Genomic DNA, 26,249 nt, shown 5'->3' with positions numbered 1-26,249 from the left:
AAGGCGTCGCGCCAGGCGCTGCGCGCCGCGGCCGCATCGCGCGAGGTCAGCCAACGCATGTAGTCGCGGTAGGGCGTGACCCGCGGCAGCGCCTGCGCGTCGGCGCCGTTGCGGTACAGCGCGAACAACTCTTGCAGCAGGATCGGCGAAGACCAGCCGTCGAGCAGGATGTGATGGCTGGTGAACACCAGGTAATGCCGCGTCGCCGACTCGCGCACCAGCACGAAGCGCAGCAACGGGGCACGGGTCAGTTCGAAGCGTTGCTGTTGGTCGTCGGCGATCGTCTGGGCCAGCGCATCGGCACGCTCATCCTCAGGCAAACCACTGATATCGATCGCGCGCCAGGGCAGCTCGACCTCGCGCTGGATGACCTGCACCGGCTCCTTGATCTTGTGATGAACGAAGGCCGCGCGCAGGCTGGCGTGGCGCCGCAACAGCGCTTGCGCCGCCGCTTGCAGCGCCGCTGCGTCGAGCGCACCGTCGAGCGCGAACACCATTTGCACGACATAGCTGTCCTGCACCTCGTGGTCGTAGAGGGCGTGGAACAGGAAGCCGTGCTGCAACGGCGACAGCGGCAGCAGGTCTTCGATCTGGGCGTTGCGCATGGAGCGGTTCCAGGATGAGAGCCCGCGCAGCGCTCGGCATGCGCAGGGGGCAGCCGATGCGGCGATGGGCGAGCGATGAAGTCGCGTGCCGCGATCGGAGCGGCGAGCACCGAACCGCGGCAGGTATCGCAAGCCGCGATGCGGACGCCCCTGCTCGTCGCATGAGCCGCGTCGATGACGAAACGATGACGGCGCGGCTTGCCATAACGCGACCGGCCGCACAGGCTCGTTGCGATGCGCCGCGAGTATGCAACGCGTCGTTGACGCGTCCATGTCCCTATCCGCGCGTAAACGGATAACTGTGATGGCCGCGGGACTCCATGCTTCGAATCCGACACGGAAGTGCCCGGCGCATCGCGTCGGCAATCGCAGAAACGCTGCTTCAGAGCCGGCCTCGCGAGGCTAGGGTCGGTCTCGCATTCGCACGCGATCGCCGCTCTCGTGATCGCGGACACGCGAACGATGCGTGCATTGCCGCAGTCTCGGATGCAGGCGCGACGTCAGCCGACGGGCTGCCGCGCAGCCGGTCCAGTGCGTTCATGGATCGCACAAATGAAAGAGCCGCGGCACCGTTCGGTGTCGCGGCTCGTGCCGGCGTCGCGATGCGCGAGGCCGGCCGCCTGCCCTTTGCGAGGGCAAGCCATGTCCCGTCGGTACGGTTTACTTCGGCAGATAGATCTTGTCGAAGAAGCCGCCGTCGGAGAAATGCGCGGCCTGGGCTTTCTTCCAACCGCCGAACGCGCCGTCGATGGTGACCTGCTTGACCGCAGGGAACTTGGCGAGCTCGGCGACCGGCACCTTGTCCGGCTCGGCCGGGCGGTAGCCGTGCTTGGCGGCCAGGCGTTGGCCTTCGGGGGTGTACAGGAAGCGCAGATAGGCCTCGGCCTGCTTGCGGGTGCCGTGCTTGTCGATGTTTTTGTCGACCCAGGCCACCGGCGGTTCGGCCTTGATGCTCAGGCTCGGCACGACGATCTCGTACTTGCCGCGGTTGGCCGGCTGCTCCAAGGTCAACAAGGCCTCGTTCTCCCAGGCCAGCAATACGTCGCCGATGCCGCGATCGACGAAGGTCGTGGTCGAGCCGCGCGCACCGGTGTCGAGCACCGGTACGTTCTTGAACAACTGGGTGAGGTAGTCGACGACTTTGTCGCCATCGCGATATTTGGTCGAGGCCCAGGCCCAGGCGGCCAGGTAATTCCAGCGCGCACCGCCGGAGGTCTTCGGGTTCGGGGTGATCACGCCGAGGCCGGCCTGGGTCAGGTCGCCCCAGTCCTTGATGCGCTTCGGGTTGCCCTTGCGCACCAGGAACACGATGGTCGAGGTGTAAGGCGAGCTCTGGTGCGGCAGACGCGTCTGCCAATTGGCCGGCAACTGCTTGGCGTTGGCGATGGTGTCGATGTCGCCGGCCAACGCCAGGGTCACCACGTCGGCTTCGAGGCCATCGACGACCGAGCGCGCCTGCTTGCCCGAGCCGCCGTGCGAGGCGCGCAGGTTGAGGGTCTCGCCGGTTTGCTGTTTCCACTGCGCGGCGAAGACCTGGTTGACCTCGGCGTAGAACTCGCGGGTGGGGTCGTAGGACACGTTGAGCAATTCGACGTCTTTGGCCGATGCGCAGGCGGCGGAGAGGGCCAGGCCGAGCAACATCAGGCGGAGGGTGGTTTTCATCGGTAAGTCCTGTGCGTGGGGCGAACTGGGGCTGATTGGGTGTGGGATGGTCGAAAGCGGGGTCTTGCGATCGCCGGCGTCAGAAGGCGAGTTGGGCGCGGGTGAAGAAGGCCTTTTCGTCTTCCCTGTCGCGGCCGGCGGCGGCCCCGCCGTCGAATTCGGTCTGGGTGTAGTTGGCGACCAGCTTGAGGTTGCCGGTCAGGTACCAATTCAGGCCCAGGCCCCACGAACGCGCCGCGGCGGCGACGGCGTTGCGATCGGCGAAGCGCGGGAAAGCGGCGTCGTCGATCTCCAGGCGCCCGTAGCGTGCGACCAGTTCGAACGCGCCCCAGCCTGCACCACCGACCGTAAACGGATGGTTAGGCCGGGCCACGCCCTTGTAGCCGGCGTCCTCGCCGGTCAGCACGTAGCCGGTGGTGACTTGCCAGGCGCGATGGTCGAGTTCGTTGGCGAACGCACCGACGCGCACCTCCTGGCTGGAGCTGACGTACTCGCCGAGCACGCTGAAGGCGTTGCGGTAGTACCAGGCCTGCGGCGACCAACGCGTGTGTGCGCCGTCGGCGAGCGCGGTACCGCGGTAGTTGAAGAACTGCGTCTGCCCCGGGGTGCGGTAGCGCGGCAGGAAGTTATTGCCGCTGCCCTGCTTGTCGCCGCGGCTGCCGGACAGGCCGAAGCCCAGGCCGGAGAGTGCGTTGCTGTCGTTCTTCCACGGTTCGAAGAACAGGCGTGCGGCGAGTTCGAAGTCGTTGTCGGGGTTCACCGTCGGGCTGTCGCGGCCGTCGACCGCGCCGTTGTAGACGCCGAGCGCGTACGACACCGTCGACTGCGCGAACTCGCCTTGCAACTGCACGCCGAGGTCGCGGTTGGGCGTGAGTTCCGAAGCCAGGCCGAGTTCGATCAAGGCGGTCGAACCGCTGGACTGCAGGCGTTCCAGCCCGACCGGGCTCTTGAACTTGCCGATGCGCACGGTCGCGCGCGGGTCGAACTTCAGATCCAGGTAAGCGTCGGCGATGGTCGCGCTGTCGCCGGCGAATTCCGGGGTCAGGCGGAAGCCGACCAGCGAACCCCAACTGCCTTCGATGGTCGGCATGATCCGGCGGAACAGAAACGTGTCGTTCTGCGGCACCGTGTCGTCGCCGATGAAGAAGCGGCCATCGGCCTGGACCAGCGCCTTGAACTTCAGTTCGACGTCGCCCGGCGGCGGCGATTTCACCGCCAGCCCCTTGCTCGCGCTGAGCGTCACCGTCGGCGTGCTCGCGGCCTTGGCCGCGCTTTCCTCGGCTTGCAGTTCCAGGCGGCGTTCGATCACCCGCAGGCGTTGATCGAGATCGCTCAGGTTGCCGCTGTCGGCGGCGGCGCCGGCGACGGCCTCGCCGCCGCCCAGGCGTCGTTCGATCTCGCGCAGACGCTGGGCCAGCTCTTCGACCGTGGGCGGAGCGGTTTGCGCCTGGGCCGGCAAGGCGAGCGCACACGCCAGCGCGCCCCACAGCCAAGGGGTCGCGGTAGGCGTTGCGTTCGCAAGTCGAACCCGGGTTTGCATGTTGTGCTCCTTCAGCGGTGACTGGACAGTCGGCGGGCCCATCGATCGGGCCGATAGCGGGTGGGTGGAGGTCGAGCGGCCGCGGCGACGGCGGCGGAGATGGATTAGCGGCGTCGACAGCGCGTGCCGGTGGCTGCGCGGCTCATGGACGCGGGGCCCGTGTCGGCGCCACCGGCAGGCGTTGGCTGCGGGTGATCTGGACGATGCGCGAGCTGTGCACGACGACTTCGATCTGGCCCTGGCCGAGTTCGCGCACCGCGGTCAGCAACTGGTACTCGCTGTCGCTGAGGTTGACGATGTTGATCTCGGGTTCGACGGTCGGTGCCGGCCGGTCGGCGGCGGCATCGGCCCGGCGCGCGGCGGCGCGTTCGGGCTGGCGCTGATCGTGCTGGCGCGGTTCGGCCGGCGTGCGGACCCGGCGGCCGGCGCCGCGCTCGCCCGGCACATGCCGGCTCACGGGCCGTCTCCGGCCAGCGCGGCCAAGCTCGAACCGGGCGCCAGGGCCAGCTCGTGCAGGCTGCGCCGGTCGAGTACGTCGGAGATCGCGTCGCGCGCCTCGCGCATCAGCGAACGCAGACTGCAGGCGTCGGGGTCGGGACAGTCGGAGCAGGGCTGGTAGGCGCTGACGCTGGCGCAACGCACCGGCGCGAGCGGCCCGTCGATGGCGCGGATCAGGTCGCCGATCATGATCTGGTCGGCCGGGCGGGCCAGGGCGTGGCCGCCTTTCTGGCCGCGCCGGCTGTCGATGAAACCGGCCTGGCGCAGATCGACCAGGATGGTCTCGAGGAACTTGCCGGGTGCGCGGCTGTGTTCGGCGATCGTGCGCGCCTGCAGCCGTCCGCCCCGGAGCCGGCCGCCGTCGGCACGCGCCAGCGCGCACATCGCGCGCAGTGCGTACTTGGCCTTCATCGTCAGCATTTCCCATTCACCATGTAGGGAATGTGGCCGCGACCGGTGGCCTAGGGGAAAAGGTATTGCCTCATCTGCTTATGACCTGGGGCTATGTGGGGCCGCGAGGGGGAACAGAGCTAAAGGCAAATCCCCCCCTACCCCCCTTTTCCAAAGGGGGGGCATGCTTCGGCCGGATACGGACGATCCGAGGGGCGCGGCCGATCTGGGGCGCGCAGATGATTCGCCCCCTTTGCAAAAGGGGGCTGGCGCCTGCGTTGCATAGCGAAACTAGGTTGCGGCTGCGCCGGGGGATTTACGGGCAGGTCGCGGTGATCCGGTCGAAACGGGAGCAAGGCTAAAGGCAAATTCCCCTTAACCCCCTTTTTCAAAGTGGGGAATGGAGTAGGTCGATAGGAAGTAAGGCGCGGGCACATCGCCGCTCTCGCCGGACCCGCTCGCCCGCGAAGCCGTTAGGATGAGCGCCCATGCGTTCTCTCGCCTCGCTTCCGCCGCTCGCCCGCACCTGCTTGCTGGTGCTCGCCGCGCTCGCCGCCGCCTGCTGGCTCGCGCCGGCGCTGGGTCGCTACGGGCCGATCCTGCCCGACTGGGACGCGCTGTCGGTGCGGCCGGGCACGGCCGGGCACTGGTTCGGCACGGACGCGATCGGCCGCGACGTGTTCGCGCGCACGCTGGCCGGCGGCCGCCTCTCGCTCGGCATCGGCTTGCTCGCCAGCGTGGTTGCCCTGGTCATCGGCCTGGGCTACGGCGCCATCGCCGGGCTCGCCGGCGGCCGCGTCGAGCGCGCGATGCTGCGGGTGCTCGATGTGTTCTCGGCGCTGCCGTTCCTGCTGGTGGTGATCTTGTTGCTGACCTTGTTCGAGCGCTCGCTGTTGCTGCTGCTCGCGGCGATCGGCGGGTATGTCTGGATCGACCTGGCGCGGGTGATGCGCGCCGAGGCCGCGCGCCTGCGCGAGGCGCCGTTCGTGCTCGCCGCGCAAGCGGCCGGGGCGAGTTTCGGCCAGCGCCTGCGCTGGCATGTGCTGCCGAATCTGTTGCCGCTGGCGTTCGTGTATCTCGGTTTGATTTTGCCGCAGGCGATCCTGGTCGAAAGCTTCCTCGGCTTCCTCGGCCTGTCGATCGACGAGCCCTCGTCGAGTTGGGGCGGCCTGCTCGCCGAAGGCGTGCAGGAGCTCGACAGCGCACCGTGGACCTTGTTGTTCCCGGCCGGGTTCCTGGTCGCGACCCTGGCGGCGTTCCAGTTTCTCGGCGACGGCCTGCGCGATTGGCTCGACGTGCGCGGCGACGCCCGCGACGGCGACGGCGGCGCCAAGGTCGGGGCGGCGGCCGCATGAGCGCGTTGTTGCGTTTGCAGGCGCTGACGGTGGCGACGCGCGCGCGCGGCTTGCTCGGGCCGCTCGATCTGCAACTGCACGCCGGCGAATGCCTCGGCGTGGTCGGCGAAAGCGGCAGCGGCAAGAGCCTGACCGCGCTCGCGCTGCTCGGCCTGTTGCCGCCGGAGCTGCGCGGCGAAGGGCGCCTGCAGGTCGACGGCGAAAGCATCGCCCTCGGCGGCGCCGCGCACGCGCGCCTGCGCGGCCGCAGCCTGGCCTGGGTGCCGCAGGACCCGCTTGCGGCCCTGCATCCGCTGCGTCGCGTCGGTGCGCAACTCGACGAAACCCTGCGCGCGGTCTGCGGCTTGTCGGCGGCGGCCGCGCGCGAACGTGCGCTGGCCTTGTTCGAGCGCGTGCAATTGCCGGACCCGGCGAACGCGCTGCGGCGCTATCCGCACCAGTTTTCCGGCGGCCAGCGCCAGCGCATCGCGATCGCTTTGGCCTTGGCGACCCAGCCGCGGGTGTTGATCGCCGACGAACCGACCTCGGCCTTGGATGCGCGTATCGCCCGCGACATCCTCGACCTGCTCGACCGCCTGCGTCGCGAGGATCGCCTGGCGTTGTTGCTGATCAGTCACGACTTGCCGCTGGTCGGCGCCTACGCGCAGCAATTGCTGGTGCTGCAGCGCGGTGCGGTGGTCGAACGCGGCGACACCGCCGCGGTGTTCGCCGCGCCGACCCAGGCCTACACGCGCGAGCTGCTCGCCGCCGACCGCATCGAGGCTTTACCGGAGCGTGCGTCGGAAGAGCCGGTGTTGCTGCGCGGCGAAGGCCTGCGCATGCGCTATCCGCGTGCCGCGCACAGCGCGCTCGACGGTGTCGACATCGAGCTGCGCCGCGGCGAGGGCCTGGCCCTGGTCGGCGAGAGCGGCAGCGGCAAGAGCACGCTCGGCCGCGTGTTGCTGCGCCTGTTGCGCGGCGCGCAGGGCCGGGTGTCGATCGACGGCACCGATCTCGGCGGTCTCGACGCGCGCGCCTTGCGCCGCTTGCGCGCACGCACCGGGGTGGTGTTCCAGGACCCCTACGCCTCGCTCGATCCGCGCCTGCGCATCGGCGAGATCGTGGCCGAACCATTGCGCATCCACGCTCGCGGCGATGCCGCCGCGCGTCGCCGTCATGCCGCCGCATTGATGCAGGCGGTCGGGCTGGACGAGGCCATGCTGGATCGTTATCCGCACCAGTTCTCCGGCGGCCAGCGCCAGCGCATCGCGATCGCGCGCGCACTGGCGACCGATCCCGACCTGTTGGTCTGCGACGAAGCGGTGTCGGCCCTGGACGCGCATCACCGCGCGGCGATTTTGGCTCTGCTCGCGCGGCTCAAGCGCGAACGCGGCCTGGCCTTGTTGTTCGTGACTCACGACCTCGCCGCGGCGGCGGCGGTGGCCGAACGCATCGCCGTGCTCGAAGCCGGCCGCATCGTCGAGACCGGGCCGACCGCGCAGGTGCTGCGCGCGCCGCAACACGCGCACACGCAGGCCTTGCTCGCCGCGCGTCCGAAAACCGCGCTCGACCAGGCCTGAGCCCGAGCTTCGCGCTCACGAACCGTCCGAACCGGATTTCGGCCCGGAGCATCGATAGCGCAGGATCGGGCGCGACGATCGCGCCGCTGCATCGCCGTATCGGGCTGAGCGGCGCGGTCGCGGCTCAGCGAACGGATTCGAATGCGGTCGCCGCTCAGGCGATCGCTCTCGAATGAAGCCTCCGCTCAGGCGGTTGCGCTCAGACGATGCCGCCGCCGATGCCAAGGCGGACCACGCCGACCACGATCACGATGGCGTTGAGCAGCAGGCCGGTCTTGGCGCGGCCGTTCTTTTCCGAACTCGTGAACAGCACTCCGATCGCGGCGATGATCGCGCCGACCGCGGCGAACGGGATCAGGAACCAGTTGCCCCAGCCCAGCAGCGGGATCAGGGCGAGGATCATCCACAGCAGCGCGACGATGCCCCAGAGCAGGCTGATCAATCCCATCGTGTCGTACTCCGCAGTCGGCCCGTTTGGCCACATGCGCAACGTAGCGTCTGGCGGGGCGATTTCAAGTGCCACAGGTGGCCGGGACCGATGGGCGTCGGCGCGAATTCAGGCGCAAACGGCGCCCTGAGGCGCCGCTGCATCGAGGTGGCCATGCCGTGAACGAGCCCGACGGCGCTTGCACGGCGGCGCGTCAGCCGTGCGAGCCGTCGATCTCCACGCGCAGTTCGTAGCGGCAGATCGCCGCGTGCAGCAGGATGCGCGGCACCCGATCGCCGAAGCGGCGGTCGAGCGCGGCGGCGACGTTGTCGATCTCCTCGACGTCGCGCACGTACACCTTCAGGCAGGAGCCGCCGCCGAACGCGCTCGACAGCTGCGGCTGGCGCTGGCGGGCGACGCCGAGCAGGCTGTCGAAGTTGGCCAGGGTTTCGTCGAGCTGGGCCAGCACCGAATCGGCATGCTTGGACTCGTGCCCGACCACCGCCGCGGTGCCCGACAACAGCAGCGGCATCGCCGCCGGCTGCGGCGGCAGCATGGCGCGGGCGAAGCTCGGCGGCTGCGGGCCGTACTGGCGCGGGTAGCGATAGGCGCTGACCTGGCGCGGGTTTTCCAGCGGCGTGCCGGGCGTGCGCGAGGCCAGCCAATACACCTGCAAGCGGCGCGCGCCGTCGACGCGGCCGATCGCGGTCGCCGCCGGCAGGCGCGCGATGTCGAAATCGCCCAGGCCCTTGGCGCGGCCGACGCAGAACACGCGGTAGCGCTCTTCGTCGCCGTGGCCGAGGGTGATGCCGTCGAGGTAGTTCCAGATCCGCAACAAATGCGGATAGCCGCGCGCTTGCGTGAAGGCGAGCAACTTGCGGTACAGGTATTCGGCGGCGCGCGCGATCTCGCCGTTGGTGGCTTCGCCCGGCAGCGGTTCGGGCTCGTCGAATTCGATCACGCCGAACTGCAGCGCGCCGTCTTCCGACCAGGCCAGGTCGCCGTCGCGGCCCTTGATCACCGGGCCGCGGCCGCGCCAGCGCTCCAGGCGCCGGTCGCCGAACGGTTCCAGGGCCACGCGCAGATAACGCGGGTCGTCGTGCTGCGGCGCCTGCGCGCCGAAGCCGAATACCGCCAGGGTGTCGTCCTGGGCGAGCAACTCGGCCGGCGTGGCCGCGACGTAGTCGACCTGCAGTTGCGGCGGCATCGCCAACATGGCTTCGGCCGCGCTCACGGATTGCCCCGTTGCAGGGTGTCGCCGCGGAAATCGACGCCGACCTGGCGCTTGCGCCGCCACCAGCCGCGCAGCGCCTGCGGCGCCATGCGCAGCGCCGTCATCGCATAGACGAAGCGGAACACGCGCAGGCGGCGCAGCACCTCGCGGTTGTCGAACACGTCGCCGGCCAGCATCGAGATCACCGCTTGCTCGATCTGCCAATAGTTGCGCGGGGCGTTGAACAGCTCGCGCATCACCGGCGTGGTGAAGCGATAGATGAACCATTGGAAATGACGCAGGCCGCGCTTGAGGCGTTTGACCATCGCCGCCTGCAGTTCGGTCTCGCGCGCCGGCTCGCGCAGGGCGCCGTCGACCACCGAGGCGGCTTGTTCGCCGCTGTTCATGCCGAGGTAGACGCCGGAGGAGAACACCGGATCGACGAAGGCGTAGGCGTCGCCGACCATGACCCAGCCCGGGCCGGTCATGCGCGAGCAGGTGTAGGAATAGTTGCCGGTCACATGGACGTCGCCGCAGCGCTGTGCGCCCTGCATGCGCCGCCATACCGACGGCTCGGACTCCAGCGTCTGCATCAGGAAGCCTTCGCTGTCGCCGCGGCGTTGCTTGAGGTATTCGGGGAAACACACCGCGCCGACGCTCATGACGTCGCGCTGCAGCGGGATCAGCCACATCCAGCCGTGGGCGAAACGCTGCACGGTGATGTTGCCGGCGTCCTCGCCGTCGCGGCGCTGCACGCCGGTGAAGTGGCTGAAGATCGCCGCCGACTGGTGCAGCTGATTCTTCTGCTTGAGCTTGAGCTGGCCGCCGAGGAAGGTGTCGCGGCCGCTGCCGTCGACGAGGTAGCGCGGGCGCACCCGCAGCTCGCGGCCGTCGTCGCCGCGGGCGTGAACCATCGCCGGGCGGCCGTCGGCGCCGAACTCGATCTTCTCGACCTTGACCCGTTCGCGGGCGTCGACGCCGTTGGCCTGGGCGTGGCGGAACAGCAGTTCGTCGAATTCCTCGCGCTTGACCTGGAAGGCGTAGCCGTAGACCGGGTTGAGCGCGCGCTCGAAGCGGAAGGTGTTGTAGCGCTCGGCGTCGATCGGGAACTCGGCGCCGGGCTTGTGGATGCCGATCGCGCGCACCTGTTCGAGCACGCCGAGGCGTTCGAGGATGGCCAGGTTCATCGGCAGCAGCGACTCGCCGATGTGGAAGCGCGGGTGGCTGCCTTTTTCCAGCAGCAACACCTTCCAGCCCTTGCGGGCGAGCAGGGTCGCCGCGGTGGTGCCGGCCGGGCCGCCGCCGATCACCAGGACATCGGTGTCGATGGTCTGTGCGGCGTGGGAGGGGCTGGCCGTGCTGGAAGCAGCGGTGGCCGTCGGTGCGGCCGCGTCGGGCGCGGAGTCGGGCGGATTCATGCGCAAATGATAGCCTGCCGCCTCGGCCCGCTGCGCAGCGGCGGCGGGGCGCCGGCGTCGTCGCGCCGCTTCCGCACATTGCCTCAAGTGCCTGATAACGCAGGTCCGCCGCAGGCCGAAGCGGCTGCCGGGTGGGGCCGAACAGCGGGCTCGCCGCACCCGGCGGTTGCGCCTGCGGCGCCGATGGCGGATCGTTGCGCCCCTTGTCCCACCGTGACCGGATCGCCCGATGTCTGAACAAAGCCCCGCCGAACGCGAACTGGCGCAGCTGCTGGTCGAGAGCCTGAACCTGGAAGACGTGGCACCGGAGCAGATCGATCCGGAAGCGGCGCTGTTCAACGAAGGTCTCGGCCTGGATTCGATCGACGCACTGGAACTCGCCCTGGCGATCACCAAGCGCTACGGCTTCCAACTGCGCTCCGACAGCGACGAGAACCGCCGCATCTTCGCTTCGCTGCGTGCGCTGTCGGCGCATATCGAGCAGCAGCGGGCCGCCTGAACGCCGGCGGCCGGCGCGGTGTCGAACCGCCGGTGCATGCGCCCGTTCCCGGAGCCGACGTGAACCCTCCTTCGTCCAGCGCCCTCGCGCGCCTGTTGCTGGCGATCGCCTACCCGGTGCTGGCGCATTGGGCCAGCCACGACGGCGGCGGCGCGCTGGCGGCATTGGCCCTGGCCGACCTGGTCGTGTTCGTGACCATCGACGGCTTGCTGGGCCTGCGCTGGCGTGCCTGGGCGGCGACCGTGGTCCTGCTCGCGGCCCTGGCCGCGTCGGCCTTCACCCCCTACGCGCAGATGTTGTTGCTGGCGCCGCCGATGCTGTTCAACGGCTGGCTGGCGTGGTGGTTCGGGCGCAGCCTGCGCGCGCCGCGCGAGGCCCTGATCACGCGCATCGTCGCGGCCCTGCACGAAGGCCCGGTGTCGGCCTTGTCGCCCGAGCTGTATCGCTATACCCGCCGCCTGACCGCGCTGTGGGCGGTGGTGTTGACGGTGCTGGCGCTGGTCAACGGCGCCCTGGCGATGATCGCCGTGCCCGACGGCGTGCTGGCGCGCCTGGGACAGGTGCCGCCGGTCGCGATCAGCCAGGAGCAATGGTCCTGGTTCGCCAACCTGATCAACTACGGCATCGTCGGCGGCATGTTCGCCGGCGAATACCTGGTGCGGCAGCGCCGTTTCCCGGTGCGCCCGGAGAGCGGCTTCTTCGACTTCATGCACCGCATGGCCAAGCTCGGCCCGGGCTTCTGGCGCGAGCTGTTCTCCTGAACGGAGCCGTTGGCCGATACCGCGCAGGCGCTGCGTTTGGGCACCGTCGCACACTGCGAATTCCAGTAATTCAAGGGCCGCCGTCGCATTTCGACGCCCCGCTGAATGCGCGTGCTTTATCCTGTGACCCTCGCCGCAACCGCCGACCCCGCCGCCCGCCTGTATGCCGTTCTCGATCCCGTCCGATCATCCCTGCCTGCCCGGCCATTTCCCGGGGCGCCCGCTGGTGCCTGGCGTGGTCCTGCTGGAGCAGGTGATCGCCGCGGTCGAAGCCGCGCACGGGCCGCTGAACGGATTGCGTCTGCCGCAGGTGAAGTTCTTGCAGCCCTTGTTGCCGGAGCAATCGGCGCAGGTCGAACTGGACGCGCTGGGCGCGGCGCGTTGGCGCTTTCGCGTGCGCCGCGGCGACGACCTGCTCGCCAGCGGCGAAGTCGTCGCCGATCTGCCCATCACCGAGGCTTCGGCATGAGCGGCGAGCACTGGAAGCAACGCCCCGAAGGCGGCGGCCGCCTCGCCTTCCGCCTGATCGGCTTCATCGCCCGTCGCGGCGGGCGCTCGATCGCGCGCCTGACCCTGTATCCGATCGTCGCCTACTTCCTGATCGTGCGCGGCCCGGAGCGGCGCGCCTCGCGCGACTATCTGGCGCGGGTGCTCGACCGTCCGCCGCGCTTGCTCGACATCGCCCGCCACATCCACACCTTCGCCGCGACCATCCTCGATCGCCTGTACATGCTCAGCGGCCGCATGGCGCCGTTCGACGTGCGCGTGGATGGCCTGGACAAGCTCGAACCCTATCTCGACCGCGGCCAAGGCCTGCTGCTGTTCGGCTCGCACCTGGGCAGCTTCGAGGCCTTGCGGGTGCTGTCGCGCAGTCGGCCCGGCCTGAAGCTGCGGGTGGTGTTCGACCGCGGCCATAACCCGGCCCTGACCGAGATGCTCGACGCGCTGGATCCGCAGATCGCGCGCACCGTCATCGATGCCGGCCAGGACGGCCCCTCGATCGTGTTCGCGATCAAGCAGGCCACCGACGAAGGCGCGATCGTCGCCTTGCTGGTCGACCGCGCCGCGCCGCACGAGCCGCATACCACCGCCTCCTTCCTCGGCGCGCCGGCCGAGTTCCCGAGCGCGCCGTGGCTGATCGCGGCGGCACTGAAAGTGCCGGTGGTGCTGGCCTTCGGCCTGTACCGTGGGGGGGCGCGCTACGACCTGGTGTTCGAGACGTTCAGCGAGGGTGTGGCGATCGAGCGGCATAACCGCCCGGCGATCCTTGCCGCACTGGTCCAGCGTTACGCCGAGCGCCTGCAGGCCCAAGCCCGCAGCGCTCCCTACAACTGGTTCAACTTCTACGATTTCTGGCATGCCGATGACGCTGATCAAGCCTTGCACGTGGACCCTGGCGCTGATGCTCGGCGCCGGGTCGCTGCGCGCCGCTCCGGTTACTGAGGCCGCCGCCCAGGGCGTGCCGGCCGGGGCATCGGCCGCCGAAGCCGCGGTCGCGGCCGATCCCGACTGGATCCTGCCGCGCCTGGCGCAGCCGGTCCCGGCCCGCACCGACTTCGTCGAAGTGCGCGGCTCGGCCCTGCTCAAGGCGCCGTTGCGCCTGTCCGGCGAGTACCGTCGTCCCGACGCGACCACCCTGGTGCGCGAAGTGCGCGCGCCCTACGCCGAGACCACCAGCATCCGCACCGGCGCCAAGCCCGGCCAGGGCGAGGTCGCCATCGTCCGCCCCGGCAAGCCGCCCAGGCGTTTCTCGCTGGCGCGCGCGCCCGAGCTGGTCGCCTTGCAGGCCAGCTTCGGCGCCTTGCTCGGCGGCGACCGCGCCTTGCTCGAACAGCATTACCGGCTGGTCGCCGAGGGCACACGCCGGCAGTGGACGATCAGCCTGATCCCGAAGGACGCCAGTCTGGCCGCACGCGTGCGCGAGATCGTCCTGCTCGGCCGCGACGATGAGCTGCGTTGCATCGAGACCCGGCCGGCGCGCGGCAACGAGCAACAGCGCACCTTGTTGGCCAGCGCCGCGCGCGCCGCCGCCGGCGTCGCCGACGCGAGCCAGTTGGCGGCGCTGTGCCGCGGCCACGGCGCGGCGCGTTGATGACGCCCGCGCGCCGTCTCGCCCTCGCCCTGCTGTGGCTGGCCCTGCTCGCGGTCGCCGGCTGGGCGATCGGCAGCCGCCTGCAGCTCAGCGGCGATCTGCGCCGCTTCATGCCGAGCGCGCAGACGCCGGCGCAGAAACTGCTGATCGACGAACTCGGCGAAGGCCCGGGCTCGCGTCTGTTGTTGTTGGCGATCGAAGGCGATGAGCCGGCCACTCTCGCCGCGCAATCGGCGGCGATGCGCGAACGCCTGACGGCGCAGCCGCAGTTCAAGCTGGTCGCCAACGGCGCCGGGCAGGGGCTGGAGGCGGTGCCGGAACGCCTGCGTCCGTACCGCTATCTGCTGACGCCGAGCTTCGACGAACAGCCGCTCGACAGCGCCTATTTGCGCGAGCAACTCGACAGCCGCGTGCAGGACCTCGGCTCGCCGGCCGGCGAGCTGATCGAGCCGCTGCTGCCGAGCGATCCCACCCTGGAGATGCTGCGCCTGGCCGAGGCCTGGCAGCCGGCGCAGGCGCCGCAGACCGAGCACGGCGTGTGGTTCGACCGCGCCGGCAAGCAGGCCTTGCTGGCGATCGAGACGCGCGCGGCCGGCTTCGACCCGACCGGCCAGCAAGGCGCGCTCGATGCGATCCAGGCCGCGTTCGCGCAAGCGCGCGGCGCCAGCCCGGCGCGGCTGACGATCAGCGGCCCGGGTGCGTTCTCGGTCGAAATCGGTGGCCGCACCCAACGCGAAGCGAGCCTGATCGGCACCATCGACAGCCTGGTGTTCGTACTGTTGCTGTGGCTGGCCTACCGCAGTTGGAAGGCGCCGCTGCTCGGCGGCCTGCCGCTGGCGACCGCGGGCCTGGCCGGGCTCGGTGCAGTCGCCGCACTCTTCGACGGCGTGCACGGCATCACCGTCGCCTTCGGTTTCACTTTGATCGGCGTGGTCCAGGACTATCCGATCCATTTGTTCAGTCATCAACGCCCCGGCCTGTCGCCGTGGGCGAGCGCGCGCAGCCTGTGGCCGACGCTCGGCACCGGCGTGACCTCGACCTGCATCGCCTACCTGACCTTCTTCGTCTCCGGCGTCGACGGCCTGCAGCAACTCGCGGTGTTCACCATCGTCGGCCTCGCCACCGCGGCGCTCGCCACGCGTTTCGTGCTGCCGGCGCTGATCGATCCGGCGCCGCGCGACGCCGCCGGCTCGCCGGCGCTGGCGCGGCTGTGGACGCGGCTGGCGCGCTGGCCGCGGCTCGGCGTGGCCGGCGTGTCGCTGATCGCCGCGCTGGCCTTGGCGGTGATCCTGTTCGTGCCGGGCGCGTTCTGGCAGAACGACCTGGCCAAGCTGACCCCGGTGCCGCCGGCCGCGCTCGCCCGCGACGCGCAGTTGCGCGACGAACTCGGCGCGCCCGACGTGCGCTACGTCATCGCCATCGAGGGCCGCGATGCCGAGGCCGCTTTGCAGTCCTCGGAAGCCTTGTTGACCGAGCTGCCGGCGCTGCGCCGGCGCGGCGCGATCGCCGGCTACGACCTCGCCGCGCGTTATCTGCCGAGCGCGAAGACCCAGCGCGAACGTCAGCAGCGCCTGCCCGATGCGGCGAGCCTGCGCACGGCGCTCGACACCGCCGTCGCGGCGACGCCATTCCGCAGCGATGCCTTCGCCGATTTCCTCGCCGACGTCGAACGCGCGCGGCAGGCGCCGCCGCTGACCCCGCGCGACCTCGCCGGCACGCCGCTCGCGGTCAGCGTCGAGGGCCTGCTGCTGCAACGCGGCGACCACGCCACCGCGCTGGTGTCGTTGACCGGGCTCAACGATCCGGCCGCGGTCGCGAGCGTGGTGCGCCGTCACGGCGGCCAGTTGCTCGATCTCAAGCAGGCTTCCGAATCGCTGGTCGCCGACTACCGCGGCCGCGTGCTGATGGCCTTGGGCCTGGCCGGCGTGCTGCTCGCGGCGGCGGTATGGGTGGCCCTGCGCTCGCCGCGGCGGGTGCTGCGCGTGCTGGCGCCGATGGCCTTGAGCAGCCTGCTGATCCTGGCGGTGCTGCGCGGCCTGGGCATCGAACTCAACCTGTTCCATCTGGTCTCGCTGATCCTCGCCGCCGGCCTGGGCCTGGATTACGCGCTGTTCTTCGATCATGCCGGCGACGACCGCGCCGAACAGCTGCGCACCCTGCACGCGGTGATCGTGTGCAGCCTGACCACGCTGCTGGTGTTCGCGTTGCTGGGCCTGTCGTCGATTCCGGTGTTGCGCGCGATCGGCAGCACGGTCGCGCTCGGCGTCGTTTTCAACTTCGTGCTGGCCTTGTTGATCGTGCGCGAACCGGCGGCGATGGAGGCCGGCGATGCGCACGCGTGAGGCCATCGCCGCGCTGATCCCGCACCAGGGCCTGATGTGCCTGTGGCAAGAAGTCGTCGAATGGGACGAGGAGCGCATCGTGCTGCGCACGAACGGGCATCGCGACCCCGCCCATCCGCTGCGTCGCGACGGGCGCCTGCACGCTGTGCATCTGTGCGAATACGGCGCACAGACCATGGCCGTGCACGGCGGTTTGCTCGCGCGCCGTGACGGCGGCGTGGCCAAGCCCGGCGTGCTGGTGGCGCTGCGCGGCGTGCAGTTGCACCTGGCGCGTTTCGACGACCTGCCCGGCGCGATCGAAGGCCGCGCGCACAAGCTGATCGACACCGGCCAGAGCTGGCAGTACGAGTTCGAGCTGCACCACGCCGGCGTGCCGATCGCGCAGGGGCGTGCCGCGGTGATGGCGCGGCCGGACTGAGTCCGCGCCATTGAATCCGCTCCACTGAGTCCGCGCTACCGAATCTGCGCTGCGGCGCATCGCGCCGTCTGCATTCACACCCTGCCGGCGCCGGCGTTTCCTAGTGCAGATGCGGCGGCCGTGCCGCATCGCGCCCGGGAGCGTCGCGCATGTCGCTGCAGTTCCATTTCGAGGACCTTGGCCCGCATCGCGCCATCGACGAGGGCCGCATCGGCCATCGCTTGCGCCTGCGCATCGCCCTCGGCCGCCGCGAAGGCGCGCGCCTGCACTGGCTCGAACGTTGCGACCGGCCCTACGACGAAGACATGCCGGCCGATACCTGGGTCGATATGTTCCGCATCGCCGGCGGGCGTTCGGCGATCTTCGCGCAATGGCTCGGCACCGCTACCGACGAAGGCCGGATCGAACTCGATTTCGACGCGCTAGCGACGATGCGGTTGGCGCCGGATGCGCAGCGCACCCTGGAATGGTGGGTGGTTGCCGTCGACGGCGAGGACGAGGACGGCGACGAGCGCGCCTGGGCGGTCTGGCGCGGCGAGCAACGCCTGCGTTGCGACGGGCAGGGGCAGGCGATCGAGCACAGCCTGGTGCAGATCGACAACCTGCACGGCCGCGAGGGCGACCCGCCGTACCCGGACGGTTTCCGCGTTTCGACCTGAGCCGGAAGCCGTGCCACAGACCGGCTGGCCAGGAGCGGCGACTCCCCGCTCCGCCGCGTGGCTTTCGCCACGGCGGCGGGGCGGGGACAATCGGGCTTTGCCGCTCGGAGTCGTCCGCATGTCCATCTCGCACCCTTCGCCGCGCCGCGCCCTCGTCACCGGCGGCAGCGGCGACCTCGGCCAGGCGATCTGTCTCGCACTGGCGGCGGCCGGTTGGCAGGTGATCGTGCACGCCAACCACAACCTCGAACGCGCCCAGGCAGTGGTCGCGCAGATCGAGGCGGCCGGCGGCCAGGCCTCGGCGATCGCCTTCGACGTCGCCGACGACCAGGCGGCGCGCACCGCGCTGGAAGGCCTGCTCGAAGCCGGGCCGATCCAGGGCGTGATCAACAACGCCGGCATCCACGACGACGCGCCGATGGCCGGTATGAGCCTGGCGCAGTGGAAGCGGGTGATCGACGTGTCGCTGCACGGCTTCTTCCACGTCACCCAACCGCTGTTGTTGCCGATGGCGCGCACGCGCTGGGGGCGCATCGTCAACGTGTCTTCGGTGGCGGCGGTGCTCGGCAACCGCGGCCAGACCAACTACGCCGCGGCCAAGGCGGCGCTGCACGGCGCCTCCAAATCGCTGGCGCGTGAGATGGCCAGCCGCGGCATCACCGTCAACGTGGTCGCGCCCGGCGTCATCGAAGGGCGCATGGCCGACGGCACGTTCACTGCGGAGGCGATCAAGCAGATGGTCCCGGCCGGCCGTGCCGGCCGCGCCGATGAAGTCGCCGCGTTGGTCGCGTTCCTGTGTTCGGATGCGGCCGGCTACATCAACGGCCAGGTGATCGGGATTAATGGCGGCATGGGCTGAAGCCTGCGGCATGGGCTGAAGCGTGCGGCATGGGCTGAGGCGTGCCGGTGGTTCGGACCGCTTGCGATCCGAACCCGGGTTGCGATCGAAACGCTGCGATCAAAACCCGTTCTGCCAGCTCACGCTGAGGTTGCTGAGGTACAAGGTGTAGTCGCGGTTGGAGGTGGTCGACGGTGCGATGTAGTAACCGGTCTTGTTCGGAAAGCCGCCGATGCCGCCGGGATACTGGTTGACGGCGTTGAAGGTCTGGCCCTGGATCGAGGCCAGGGTGTAGCCGTCGAGCACCGAGTACTGGATCGTGCCCGCGTCGGAGACCTTGATCACCACGCGATACGGATGATGGTTCTCCATCGGGATCGGCGCGAAGTATTTGCCGTTCGGATCGGCCGTGCGGGCCGGACAGGTCGACGCCAGGAAACCGCCGTAGCCCGCGGGCGTGCCCGGCGCGAGCCAGAAGCCTTCGACCTGCGACACGCCGTCGCCGCACATCTGCGACTGCCCCAGGGTGATGCCGAGACCTTCGAGAGTGATCTGATCGGTGCCGACGGTGAGCCCGCCGTGCACGCCGATGACGATGTGCTCGTCGGAGCCGATGAAGAAGTCCGGCGACCACACGTCGAACTGGATTTTCTGCACGTTGCTGCCGGCCGGCTTGACCGTGCTGGATACGCCGCGATAACCATAGAAGTTGTTGCGGTAGTGCGGTTCGCGGCCCGGATGCTGCGGGTTGGAACAGAAGTTCGGTGTGCTGACCGGATCGCAGCGGCGCGCCACGACGGCGCCGCCTGGCAGGGCGGGATAGCCGCTGAGAACGGTGCCGTTGGGTTGCAACAACGCGCTCTGCGACGGGACGTAACCCTGCACGCGATCGTAGCCCCAGCCCTGCTGTACCAGCGCCTGGCGTTCGGCCTCGCTGGTCACGTATTTGTGCATCAGATCGCCGTTGCCGTAGTTGTAGTTGAGCCGATGCACCGGCAGCGAGCCGGGCACTTGCTGGGTGTAGATATAGCCCTCGATGCCTTCGTAGACGAAGCCGTTGTTGAGGACGTAGCTGATCTCTTCCGGGAACTGGTCGGTCAGATAAATGTGGTCGTTCTGCGGCGATCCCTTCCAGTAGCGCCTGAGCGCAACGGTGGACGGCTGCGGGGTCTTCTCGACGTAGGTGAACACGCTCGGTCCCTGATAGCCGGCGGCGCCGTAGGCCTCGTAGTAATTGAGCGTGTAGAAGTAATCGGTGATGGTCGGGTTGTAGGTTTGGTACAGCGGGTAGTAGGCCGGGGGCGGCGCGTAGATCGCTGCGGTGGCCGGCGCGCAGGCCAGCAGGGACAGCAGCAATGCATTCCTGATACGCATGGTTCACTCCATTGAGACGCGTGGGATATCGATGAGTGCGGACCAAGGCGCCGTACGCCGTCGGTAAGCGGGCGGCGCTCGATGGTGAGGGCGGCTGGCGCAAGAGGCTGGCCGTCGACGATCGCTGGGCCGATGAGGCGCGCCCGGGCTCGCGCGCGCATCAGATCACGCTCGCAGCGGAACGTGGGTGACAGGCGTCCGGATGCGGACAAGATTTACCCGGGCGGCGGTTCGGGCGGCGGCGCGCTCGCCGATGCGAGGCTCGTTCCGGCGCGGTCGAGTACGGCCCGGCAGCGTCGCGGCCCGGTCGTCGCCGGCCGGCGACCGCTCACCGGGCGCTCACCCGATGCCGGGCCGGCGGGCGTAGCATGAGCCGATCCGCCGCGAAGGCCGTACGGGAGACCTCCGATGTCGCGCACCCTGTTCATCGCTTTGTTCGCGCTCGCCCTGTCGGCCTGCGCCAGTTCCCACGTGATCACCGGGCGGCCGCGCCCGCCGGTGCCGGTGTCGCAGGTGCGGGTGTATTTCGCGCCGCCGCCTAGCCGCTACGAGGAGATCGCCCTACTCGAAAGCAACAGCGGCGCGTTCACCTACGGCGAGCAGAACAAGATGGATTCGGTGGTCGGCAAGCTGCGCGCCGAAGCGGCCAAGCTCGGCGCCAACGGCGTGTTGTTCCAGGGCACCCAGGACGGTTACGGCGGCAGCGGAGTCAGCGTCGGTGCCGGCGGCGGCAGTTTCGGCGGGCGCCACTACAGCGGTGGCGGCGTGGGGGTCAGCATCAGCCCTCGGCAGAAGTTCGCGCGCGGCGTGGCGATCTACGTGCTGAATCCGCCGCCGATGAACGACCCGGGTCCGCAGGCGCCGCCACTCGATCCGCCGCGCAACTGAGGGCGGCGCGAGGCGTTCTCACCGCGCCTCCAGTCGTCATCCCCGCCTTCGCGGGAATAACGTTCGGGTAGACGACTCGGCTCGATTACTCGACAAACCTGCGCCGGCCGAGATCTCTCAGATCGCGCAAGTCAGCTTTAGCGCGCCCTGCAGCCGGGACTAAGACAGCCAGCAATCGTCATCCCCGCGAAGGCGGGGATCCAGGGCCATTCGGGCGAGAACGCTTGAGGTCTCTGGATCCCCGCCTTCGCGGGGATGACATCGGGTGGGCGACGCGGCTCGGTCACTCAGTGAGCCCGCCACCGCCGCGATCTGCCCGAACGCGGTCGCGGCTTGCGCCGCTCCTACCCTGGATTGTCGGGGCTGAGGCATCGAAGCTTCGCCCGGTGCCTGCGAAGGCGTTGCCGCATCAGCGCAACATCAACGCGTATGCGTCTGCGCCTTGTGCGCGGCCTCGCCGGAAAACTCGCCGCTCGGGTCGTCGATCAACGGCGGGTTGGCGCGGATGCTGCGATAGACCGCGGGGATGCCGCCGCGACGTAGGCATTGGCCGACGATGTGGCTGGTGATGCGGGTGAAATCGCGCAAGGGTTTGAAATGGCTGGCGCGGAATTCTTCCTGCGAGTCTTCGTTCTGGTAGCGCGATTCGATCGGCACCGAGACGCAGCGCGTGCCCAGTTGCTGCGCCGCCGACATCAGGATCTGCGCCTCGAACACGAAGTCTTCGCCGGGTACGTCGTCGAGGGCGATCACCGCGGCCGGGTACAGGCGCTGGCCGCTCTGGCTGTCGGCGATCTGGTAGCCGGTGCCCCAGGCCACGCCCCAGTCGCCGAAGTTGTTCGCAAGGCGCCGATAGGTCGGCTGCGAGGCGCGCTTGCGCAGGCGCGCGCCGATCACGATGTGGCCGGGATGACGGTTGGCGCTGTCGATCAGGCGCGGGATGTCTTCGGCGGCGTGCTGGCCGTCGCCGTCCATGGTCAGCACGGCGAGAAAACCGCGGCGCAGGGCTTCGGCGAAGCCGTCGCGCAGGCTGGCGCCCTTGCCCTGGCGTTGCGCATGGCGCAGCAAGGTCACCGGCAGGTCGGCGATGCGTTCGGCGGTGCCGTCGTCGGAGCCGTCGTCGATGACGATCACGTGCGCGCACTGGGCCAGCGCGCCTTCGACCACGCCGCGGATGCGCAGCGCCTCGTTGAGCGCCGGAATGATCACCGCGACGTTATCGCGATCCAGGCGCAGCGGACGGGTCCTGTGCGCGGTTGCCTTACCTGGCGTCTGGCCGTCGCGTCCTGGCGAAACGGGTCTTTCAGTCATGGACGAGCTCCACCCGCAGGGTTCGGCCGCCACCGGCCGGTAATGCGAGCCGATCATGGCCCGAGGCCAAGGCGTCGAACAAGGGCAGCATCGCGGCGCTGGCGTTGCCGGTTTCGCGGCGAGACAGCTTGCCTTCGAGCGGCGACGGCGGCTCGTCGCCGAGCCAGGCGCGCAACAGCGGGCCGGTCGCGCGGCGATCGGTCGGCGCGCGCGCGAGCACCAGCGCCGCACCGAGCAGGCCGTCGCTGCCCCACATCGTCTGCAGCGGGCCGGTCGCGGCACCGTCGTAGCCGACCAGCAGCACCGCCTCGTCGCCGGCGGCGATCTGGGCCAGCGCTTCGATCAGGCCCTGGGCGAAGCTGGCGTCGAGCGCGCTCAGCGCGGTCGCCGGCTGCATCGCGCCGGCGCCGATGGTCCAGTAGCCGGCGGCGGCGTTGTGCACCGAATTGTGGAAGCGGGTCGGCGAGATCGTGCGCGGTTCGCGGGCTAGGGTGGCGCACATGTAGTCGGTGATCGCCATGTCGCCGTGGCAGGACACGAATACCGACGGCAGGCCGGCCGGATCGCGGTTCGCGGCCTGGCAGGCGGCGAGTGCGACTTCGAGCGCCACCGCCACCGTTTCCGGTGCGCGCCGGCGTTCGTTCGGCGCCAGCAATTGCGGCGACGGCCGCGACGGCGCGTCGGCGGGGAGATCGCCGTGCACGGCGTAGGCGCGCGCGGCTTCCCACGAGGGCAGGCCGCGGCTCCAGTAGCCGACGCTTTCGACGACGGCGGTGAGCACCGGCGAGCGTGTCGCCGGTTGGGCGAAGTCGGAGGCGGTCATGGGCGCGCGAACACCAGCGAGCAGTTGTTGCCGCCGAAGCCGAAGGAATTGTTCATGGCATAACGGATCCGGGTGTCGGCCGAATCGAAGCGGATCTGCGGGCCGTTGGCCGGGTCGGGCAGCACGCTGTTGAGCGTGCCCGGCAGATGCTCGCGTTCGAGTGCGAGCAAGGCGAACGCCGACTCGACGATGCCGGCGGCGCCGAGCGTATGCCCGGTCCAGCCTTTGGTCGAGGAGGCGTGCAGGGTGGCGGGGAACAGCGCGGCGATCGCCAGCGCCTCGATCTTGTCGTTGGCCGGGGTGGCGGTGCCGTGCAGGTTCAGATAACCGACCTCGGCCGCGTCGATGCCGGCGCGGGTCATCGCATCGCCCATCGCCAGGCGCGCGCCCAGGCCTTCGGGATGCGGCGAGGACATGTGGTGGGCATCGCTGGATTCGCCGTAGCCGCGCAGTTCCAGTGCGGCGCGTTCGCCGGCGTCGAGGCGTTCGAGCACGGCGTATCCGCCGGCTTCGCCGAGCGACAGCCCGATGCGTTCGGCATCGAAGGGGCGGCAGGGTGCGTTGGAGACCAGTTGCAGCGAGTTGAAGCCGAACAACACGCTGCCGCACAGGGTGTCGACGCCGCCGACCAGGGCCGCGTCGGCGACGCCCGCGGCGATCAGGCGCGCGGCCTGGGCGAACACCTTGGCGCTCGACGAGCAGGCGGTGGCGACGGTCACGCAGGGGCCGCGCAGGCCGGTCGCGGCGGCGACGAAGGCGCCGAGCGAGTGCGGCGTATGCAGGGTCGGCCGGGCCAGGTCTTCGGGGAATTCGCGTCCGTCGTTGCGCAGGCGGCTATAGGCCTCTTCGGTCGCGCCGATGCTCGAGGTCGAAGTGCCGAGGATCACCGCGACCCGCTCGGCGCCATAGCGCGCGACCACCGCGTCCAGCGCCGCGCGCACGCCGTCGTGCTGCAGGCTAAGCCAGGCCAGGCGGTTGTTGCGGCACTCCCACTGGCTCAGCTCGGCCGGCAGGGCGGCCTGTTCGAGCCCGTCGACGCGGCCGATCCAGCAATCCAGCGGCGCCTCGCCGGCGGCGAGCGGGGCGAAATCGTTGCGCCGCAGGCCGCTGCGCCGTTCGCGCAAGGCGCTCGCCTGGGCGTCCAGGCCGCGGCCGAGTGCGGTGGTCGCGGTGTAGGCGCGGATCGCCAGCGGCGGCATCGGTAAAGGTGGGGACGTCACGTAGTCGGTAGAATCGCGCGGTGGGGAACGCCCGCAGTATAGCGAGGGGCGCTCGGGCACCGCCGGGGCCGGGCCGCACGGGCCAGGGCGGCGGCCGCAGGCGCTGCGAGGCTGAATGCTTCATGCGCGGGCGATCGAATACGTCTGCGCCGGAGGCTGTGCCGCGGCGTCGTGCTTGCGCTCGCCGCGCTGCGCCCTCATACCGCTGTCGTACCGCCGTCCCCGTTTTCCTTCCCATGCAGGTCGCGCCCGCTTCCATGTCCAATCGCCTCGGCCACCGCCTGTCCCTGTTGGGCGATCGCGACGTGCTGCATGTGGCCGTGGTCGCCTCGGCCGCGTGCGTGCTCAGCGCCGGGCTGGTCTATGTCGGTTATTTCGTGCACGTGCTGCGGGTCGCGCGCAATGCGCCCTGCCAGCCCGAACGCGGCGAATGCGTGTTGTTGTTCGGCAAGCATGCGCCGGGTGGGCGCCTGGACCAGGACTTCGAGGCGCGCCTGGATCGCGCGGTGTCGCTGTGGCGCGAACGTCCGCCGCGCAACGTCGTGTTGCTCGGCGGCGGCGCCGCCAACGAACCCAGCGAAGCCGAGCTCGCGCGTCACGGCTTGCTCGCGCGCGGCTTCGCTTCGGATGCGCCGATGCAACTGGAATCGGAATCGCGCGACACCTTGCAGAACCTGCGCAATGCTCGGGCGATGCTCGGCGAGGGCATGCGCTCGCGCGTTACCCTGCTGAGCAGCCGCTACCACCTCGCGCGTTGCGCCTTGTTCGCGCGCCAGCTCGGTTACGACTGGGAGCTGTGCGCCGCCGAGCCGCGCCTGAACCTGAGCCCGCGCATGCTGTGGCGCCTGGCCGGCGAAGCGGCCTACGTGTGCATGAGCGACATCGGCGCGCGCTGGGCGCGGCTGACCGGCAACCGGCGCATGCTCGCTCGCGTCAGCTGAAGCGACCGGGCCGCGCGCATCCGGCGCGCCGGCTTCGAGCGGGTTGGGTCCGGGCCGGCTTGGTCCGGGCCCGCTTGGTCCGGGCGGGGTGGGCCGGGCAGTTTCGCAATGGGAAAATCCGACGTCGTGACCGGCGTTTGCGGCCCATGTGACCGTTATCCGCAGTTGCCTGGACGAAAGGCCCTTGCGCGCGAGCGTTCGCCGCCGGGGCCATGCCCTATCCGCAGCGCTCAGAGGCTGGCGCTGCGCCGGATTTTAGGCGGCCGCGCAGCGGACACGCGGATCGGCTCGGACGCGATCTTGCGCGACAGCGCTTCGCGCAAATGCGCTTCGTTGCCCGAACACACTGCGAGCACGCGGCACGGACTCGCCGATGCGGCGATGTAGGCATGGCCCATCGCGCTGTCGAAATAGATCGAATCGCCGACGTCCAGGCGCGCCGGCGCATACAGCTCGCTGTGCAGTTCGATCGTGCCTTCCAGGACCAGGGCGAACTCTTCGCCGGTGTGGCGGATCAGGTCGCCGAACTCTTCCAGCGAACGCGCGTGGACCTCGGCGATGATCGGCACCAGGCGCTTGTTGAGCAGCTCCGAGGCCGGATAGAAGTGGTGGTAGTGCTCGGTGCGGATCGCATAGCCCTCGCCGGCGCGGGTGATGCTGCGGCGCCCGCTGAAGTTTTCGTTGACGCCCGCCGGCGGCGACGAGAACAACTCGCCGATGTCGACTTCCAGGCCTTGGGCGATGCGCGTGAGCTTGTCGAAACTCAGCGACATCTTGCCGTTCTCGATCTTCGACAAGGTCGAAATCGGCAGGCCGGTGCGCGCGCCGATCTCGGCCAGGGTCCAGCCCCGCTGACGACGCAGCATCCGCAGCGCGATCCCGGGATTCGGGACCGCGGGTGCGGCCGTGGTTACGTTCTGGCTGCGCTTGGCGGGCATGAAGGCGGCCGAGAGGGGTCACGGACGACTCTAGGCGGCCCCCCGGGCCTTGCCAAGCCGCGAAAGCCAACCGTTGTTTACTTATTGAAAGTAATTTGCCGATTCGGAAAAACGATCCCGGAATCCGGCAGCCGGTCGAAGCAGGCCCGGGCCGTTGCTGCCGCTGCGGTAAGCGGCCGCCGAATCGGCCATGCCGGGCGGATTCGGGTGCGACCACCGTCGCGGTTTCCGGCACTCGCAAGACCTGCACATCATCGATGGCGGCGTTGGCGCGCCGACCGACGAATCTCGCGGCCGAGCGCCTCCTCCTTCAACCGTCCGAGCGACCCTCCCGTTCAAGCGCGCGACTCCCCAGACGATCCCCCTTTGAAGGGGGTAGGGGGATTTGCTCCAGCTCCTGCGCGAATGAACCCCGGGCCCGAACGCGTACACTCGCCGCGAACGTCCGCGCCTGGAGCGACCGGCAACGCATGCCGGC

General features: G+C 69.8%; 26 protein-coding genes. 13 read left to right on the top strand and 13 right to left on the bottom strand.

Translation table 11 applies throughout. From position 1 onward, the window contains the following. The 5 genes from LC490_RS20225 to LC490_RS20205 all read right to left on the bottom strand — a co-directional run. Positions 1 to 605: condensation domain-containing protein (locus LC490_RS20225; protein WP_223621368.1), on the bottom strand; the 605-nt coding region annotated here is incomplete at its 3' end. Positions 606 to 1,265: 660 nt separating this feature from the next. Further along, complete coding sequence (locus tag LC490_RS20220) at positions 1,266 to 2,267, bottom strand: sulfate ABC transporter substrate-binding protein (protein WP_223621367.1); 1,002 nt, start codon at positions 2,265 to 2,267, stop codon at positions 1,266 to 1,268. A 79-nt stretch (positions 2,268 to 2,346) separates the two neighbouring features. Then, positions 2,347 to 3,807 carry a porin gene (locus LC490_RS20215; RefSeq protein WP_223621366.1) on the bottom strand — a complete coding sequence of 487 codons (1,461 nt, stop codon included), beginning with the start codon at positions 3,805 to 3,807 and terminating at the stop codon, positions 2,347 to 2,349. Between the two features lie 142 nt (positions 3,808 to 3,949). After that, positions 3,950 to 4,264 carry a DUF2292 domain-containing protein gene (locus LC490_RS24615; protein WP_031371272.1) on the bottom strand — a complete coding sequence of 105 codons (315 nt, stop codon included), beginning with the start codon at positions 4,262 to 4,264 and terminating at the stop codon, positions 3,950 to 3,952. Next, entirely contained in the window at positions 4,261 to 4,725 is a 465-nt protein-coding gene (locus LC490_RS20205) for an Rrf2 family transcriptional regulator (RefSeq protein WP_031371271.1), read from the bottom strand. Before LC490_RS20205 ends, LC490_RS24615 begins: the two co-directional genes overlap by 4 nt. Before the next feature lie 458 nt (positions 4,726 to 5,183). Here LC490_RS20205 and LC490_RS20200 point away from each other — a divergent pair, with 458 nt between their 5' ends. Both LC490_RS20200 and LC490_RS20195 read left to right on the top strand, forming a co-directional pair. Continuing rightward, on the top strand, positions 5,184 to 6,050 hold the full coding sequence (locus LC490_RS20200) for an ABC transporter permease (RefSeq protein WP_223621365.1): 867 nt from the start codon (positions 5,184 to 5,186) through the stop codon (positions 6,048 to 6,050). Then, positions 6,047 to 7,609, top strand: a complete 1,563-nt coding sequence (locus LC490_RS20195; protein ID WP_223621364.1) for an ABC transporter ATP-binding protein — start codon at positions 6,047 to 6,049, stop codon at positions 7,607 to 7,609. The genes LC490_RS20200 and LC490_RS20195 overlap by 4 nt, the downstream gene beginning before the upstream one ends. Before the next feature lie 199 nt (positions 7,610 to 7,808). Here LC490_RS20195 and LC490_RS20190 read toward each other — a convergent pair whose 3' ends face one another. The 3 genes from LC490_RS20190 to LC490_RS20180 form a co-directional block, all read right to left on the bottom strand. Further along, positions 7,809 to 8,057 carry a hypothetical protein gene (locus LC490_RS20190; protein ID WP_031371268.1) on the bottom strand — a complete coding sequence of 83 codons (249 nt, stop codon included), beginning with the start codon at positions 8,055 to 8,057 and terminating at the stop codon, positions 7,809 to 7,811. Between the two features lie 193 nt (positions 8,058 to 8,250). Next, a complete protein-coding gene (locus tag LC490_RS20185) occupies positions 8,251 to 9,252 on the bottom strand; it encodes a pteridine-dependent deoxygenase (protein WP_223621374.1) in 1,002 nt (333 codons plus the stop codon). A 14-nt stretch (positions 9,253 to 9,266) separates the two neighbouring features. Next, positions 9,267 to 10,667: an NAD(P)/FAD-dependent oxidoreductase gene (locus LC490_RS20180; protein ID WP_223621363.1), complete on the bottom strand. Its 1,401-nt coding sequence runs from the start codon at positions 10,665 to 10,667 to the stop codon at positions 9,267 to 9,269. A gap of 229 nt (positions 10,668 to 10,896) precedes the next feature. Here LC490_RS20180 and LC490_RS20175 point away from each other — a divergent pair, with 229 nt between their 5' ends. The 9 genes from LC490_RS20175 to fabG all read left to right on the top strand — a co-directional run bounded on the left by LC490_RS20175 (position 10,897) and on the right by fabG (position 18,297). Continuing rightward, positions 10,897 to 11,166 carry a phosphopantetheine-binding protein gene (locus LC490_RS20175; RefSeq protein WP_031371265.1) on the top strand — a complete coding sequence of 90 codons (270 nt, stop codon included), beginning with the start codon at positions 10,897 to 10,899 and terminating at the stop codon, positions 11,164 to 11,166. 59 nt (positions 11,167 to 11,225) lie between these two features. Further along, positions 11,226 to 11,927: a ketosynthase gene (locus tag LC490_RS20170; RefSeq protein ID WP_223621362.1), complete on the top strand. Its 702-nt coding sequence runs from the start codon at positions 11,226 to 11,228 to the stop codon at positions 11,925 to 11,927. A gap of 163 nt (positions 11,928 to 12,090) precedes the next feature. Next, entirely contained in the window at positions 12,091 to 12,396 is a 306-nt protein-coding gene (locus tag LC490_RS20165) for a dehydratase (protein ID WP_031371263.1), read from the top strand. Then, on the top strand, positions 12,393 to 13,370 hold the full coding sequence (locus LC490_RS20160) for an acyltransferase (protein WP_031371262.1): 978 nt from the start codon (positions 12,393 to 12,395) through the stop codon (positions 13,368 to 13,370). Before LC490_RS20165 ends, LC490_RS20160 begins: the two co-directional genes overlap by 4 nt. Next, positions 13,285 to 14,019, top strand: a complete 735-nt coding sequence (locus tag LC490_RS20155; protein ID WP_305067588.1) for a LolA-related protein — start codon at positions 13,285 to 13,287, stop codon at positions 14,017 to 14,019. Before LC490_RS20160 ends, LC490_RS20155 begins: the two co-directional genes overlap by 86 nt. Continuing rightward, positions 14,019 to 16,361: an MMPL family transporter gene (locus tag LC490_RS20150; RefSeq protein ID WP_031371260.1), complete on the top strand. Its 2,343-nt coding sequence runs from the start codon at positions 14,019 to 14,021 to the stop codon at positions 16,359 to 16,361. The genes LC490_RS20155 and LC490_RS20150 overlap by 1 nt, the downstream gene beginning before the upstream one ends. Further along, the gene (locus LC490_RS20145) at positions 16,348 to 16,779 is read left to right on the top strand and encodes a phosphotransferase (RefSeq protein WP_031371259.1); all 432 of its coding nucleotides are present in this window, start codon (positions 16,348 to 16,350) and stop codon (positions 16,777 to 16,779) included. The genes LC490_RS20150 and LC490_RS20145 overlap by 14 nt, the downstream gene beginning before the upstream one ends. A 149-nt stretch (positions 16,780 to 16,928) precedes the next feature. Further along, the gene (locus tag LC490_RS20140; protein WP_223621361.1) at positions 16,929 to 17,438 is read left to right on the top strand and encodes a hypothetical protein; all 510 of its coding nucleotides are present in this window, start codon (positions 16,929 to 16,931) and stop codon (positions 17,436 to 17,438) included. Positions 17,439 to 17,556: 118 nt separating this feature from the next. Then, entirely contained in the window at positions 17,557 to 18,297 is a 741-nt protein-coding gene (fabG, locus tag LC490_RS20135; protein ID WP_031371257.1) for a 3-oxoacyl-ACP reductase FabG, read from the top strand. Between the two features lie 99 nt (positions 18,298 to 18,396). On the opposite strand, the gene LC490_RS20130 is transcribed toward fabG, so the two are convergent. Next, positions 18,397 to 19,650 carry a hypothetical protein gene (locus tag LC490_RS20130; RefSeq protein WP_152566141.1) on the bottom strand — a complete coding sequence of 418 codons (1,254 nt, stop codon included), beginning with the start codon at positions 19,648 to 19,650 and terminating at the stop codon, positions 18,397 to 18,399. Positions 19,651 to 20,058: 408 nt separating this feature from the next. Here LC490_RS20130 and LC490_RS20125 point away from each other — a divergent pair, with 408 nt between their 5' ends. Beyond that, on the top strand, positions 20,059 to 20,538 hold the full coding sequence (locus LC490_RS20125; protein ID WP_223621360.1) for a hypothetical protein: 480 nt from the start codon (positions 20,059 to 20,061) through the stop codon (positions 20,536 to 20,538). Positions 20,539 to 20,958: 420 nt separating this feature from the next. On the opposite strand, the gene LC490_RS20120 is transcribed toward LC490_RS20125, so the two are convergent. The 3 genes from LC490_RS20120 to LC490_RS20110 are packed head-to-tail and all read right to left on the bottom strand — an operon-like array spanning position 20,959 to position 23,871. Next, positions 20,959 to 21,849, bottom strand: coding sequence for a glycosyltransferase family 2 protein (locus tag LC490_RS20120; protein ID WP_081930681.1), 891 nt, complete (start codon positions 21,847 to 21,849; stop codon positions 20,959 to 20,961). Then, positions 21,842 to 22,630 (bottom strand): beta-ketoacyl synthase chain length factor, encoded by a 789-nt coding sequence (locus LC490_RS20115; protein WP_223621373.1) that lies wholly within the window; start codon positions 22,628 to 22,630, stop codon positions 21,842 to 21,844. The genes LC490_RS20120 and LC490_RS20115 overlap by 8 nt, the downstream gene beginning before the upstream one ends. A 38-nt stretch (positions 22,631 to 22,668) precedes the next feature. Then, positions 22,669 to 23,871, bottom strand: a complete 1,203-nt coding sequence (locus LC490_RS20110; protein ID WP_223621372.1) for a beta-ketoacyl-[acyl-carrier-protein] synthase family protein — start codon at positions 23,869 to 23,871, stop codon at positions 22,669 to 22,671. A gap of 278 nt (positions 23,872 to 24,149) precedes the next feature. Between LC490_RS20110 and LC490_RS20105 the strand changes: the two genes are divergently transcribed. Then, positions 24,150 to 24,833, top strand: a complete 684-nt coding sequence (locus LC490_RS20105; RefSeq protein WP_036148235.1) for a YdcF family protein — start codon at positions 24,150 to 24,152, stop codon at positions 24,831 to 24,833. A 230-nt stretch (positions 24,834 to 25,063) separates the two neighbouring features. On the opposite strand, the gene LC490_RS20100 is transcribed toward LC490_RS20105, so the two are convergent. Then, positions 25,064 to 25,771: an XRE family transcriptional regulator gene (locus LC490_RS20100; protein ID WP_081930678.1), complete on the bottom strand. Its 708-nt coding sequence runs from the start codon at positions 25,769 to 25,771 to the stop codon at positions 25,064 to 25,066. Positions 25,772 to 26,249: the final 478 nt, after the last annotated feature.

The organism is Lysobacter sp. ESA13C (assembly GCF_019970005.1).
Classification (GTDB): domain Bacteria; phylum Pseudomonadota; class Gammaproteobacteria; order Xanthomonadales; family Xanthomonadaceae; genus Lysobacter; species Lysobacter antibioticus_B.
Note: the sequence above shows the minus strand (reverse complement) of the source record. Positions and strands in the feature narration are given on the sequence as shown.

What these genes read in the sequence shown, in the direction of transcription:
- LC490_RS20150 (WP_031371260.1), top strand. Translation starts at nt 14,019, where the DNA reads ATGACGCCCGCGCGCCGTCTCGCCCTCGCCCTGCTGTGGCTGGCCCTG.
- LC490_RS20185 (WP_223621374.1), bottom strand. Translation starts at nt 9,252, where the DNA reads ATGTTGGCGATGCCGCCGCAACTGCAGGTCGACTACGTCGCGGCCACG.
- LC490_RS20180 (WP_223621363.1), bottom strand. Translation starts at nt 10,667, where the DNA reads ATGAATCCGCCCGACTCCGCGCCCGACGCGGCCGCACCGACGGCCACC.
- LC490_RS20100 (WP_081930678.1), bottom strand. Translation starts at nt 25,771, where the DNA reads ATGCCCGCCAAGCGCAGCCAGAACGTAACCACGGCCGCACCCGCGGTC.
- LC490_RS20125 (WP_223621360.1), top strand. Translation starts at nt 20,059, where the DNA reads ATGTCGCGCACCCTGTTCATCGCTTTGTTCGCGCTCGCCCTGTCGGCC.
- fabG (WP_031371257.1), top strand. Translation starts at nt 17,557, where the DNA reads ATGTCCATCTCGCACCCTTCGCCGCGCCGCGCCCTCGTCACCGGCGGC.
- LC490_RS20130 (WP_152566141.1), bottom strand. Translation starts at nt 19,650, where the DNA reads ATGCGTATCAGGAATGCATTGCTGCTGTCCCTGCTGGCCTGCGCGCCG.
- LC490_RS20190 (WP_031371268.1), bottom strand. Translation starts at nt 8,057, where the DNA reads ATGGGATTGATCAGCCTGCTCTGGGGCATCGTCGCGCTGCTGTGGATG.
- LC490_RS20200 (WP_223621365.1), top strand. Translation starts at nt 5,184, where the DNA reads ATGCGTTCTCTCGCCTCGCTTCCGCCGCTCGCCCGCACCTGCTTGCTG.
- LC490_RS20145 (WP_031371259.1), top strand. Translation starts at nt 16,348, where the DNA reads ATGCGCACGCGTGAGGCCATCGCCGCGCTGATCCCGCACCAGGGCCTG.
- LC490_RS20110 (WP_223621372.1), bottom strand. Translation starts at nt 23,871, where the DNA reads ATGCCGCCGCTGGCGATCCGCGCCTACACCGCGACCACCGCACTCGGC.
- LC490_RS20220 (WP_223621367.1), bottom strand. Translation starts at nt 2,267, where the DNA reads ATGAAAACCACCCTCCGCCTGATGTTGCTCGGCCTGGCCCTCTCCGCC.
- LC490_RS20215 (WP_223621366.1), bottom strand. Translation starts at nt 3,807, where the DNA reads ATGCAAACCCGGGTTCGACTTGCGAACGCAACGCCTACCGCGACCCCT.
- LC490_RS20195 (WP_223621364.1), top strand. Translation starts at nt 6,047, where the DNA reads ATGAGCGCGTTGTTGCGTTTGCAGGCGCTGACGGTGGCGACGCGCGCG.
- LC490_RS20120 (WP_081930681.1), bottom strand. Translation starts at nt 21,849, where the DNA reads ATGACTGAAAGACCCGTTTCGCCAGGACGCGACGGCCAGACGCCAGGT.
- LC490_RS20105 (WP_036148235.1), top strand. Translation starts at nt 24,150, where the DNA reads ATGTCCAATCGCCTCGGCCACCGCCTGTCCCTGTTGGGCGATCGCGAC.
- LC490_RS20155 (WP_305067588.1), top strand. Translation starts at nt 13,285, where the DNA reads ATGCCGATGACGCTGATCAAGCCTTGCACGTGGACCCTGGCGCTGATG.
- LC490_RS20140 (WP_223621361.1), top strand. Translation starts at nt 16,929, where the DNA reads ATGTCGCTGCAGTTCCATTTCGAGGACCTTGGCCCGCATCGCGCCATC.
- LC490_RS20160 (WP_031371262.1), top strand. Translation starts at nt 12,393, where the DNA reads ATGAGCGGCGAGCACTGGAAGCAACGCCCCGAAGGCGGCGGCCGCCTC.
- LC490_RS20165 (WP_031371263.1), top strand. Translation starts at nt 12,091, where the DNA reads ATGCCGTTCTCGATCCCGTCCGATCATCCCTGCCTGCCCGGCCATTTC.
- LC490_RS20205 (WP_031371271.1), bottom strand. Translation starts at nt 4,725, where the DNA reads ATGCTGACGATGAAGGCCAAGTACGCACTGCGCGCGATGTGCGCGCTG.
- LC490_RS20175 (WP_031371265.1), top strand. Translation starts at nt 10,897, where the DNA reads ATGTCTGAACAAAGCCCCGCCGAACGCGAACTGGCGCAGCTGCTGGTC.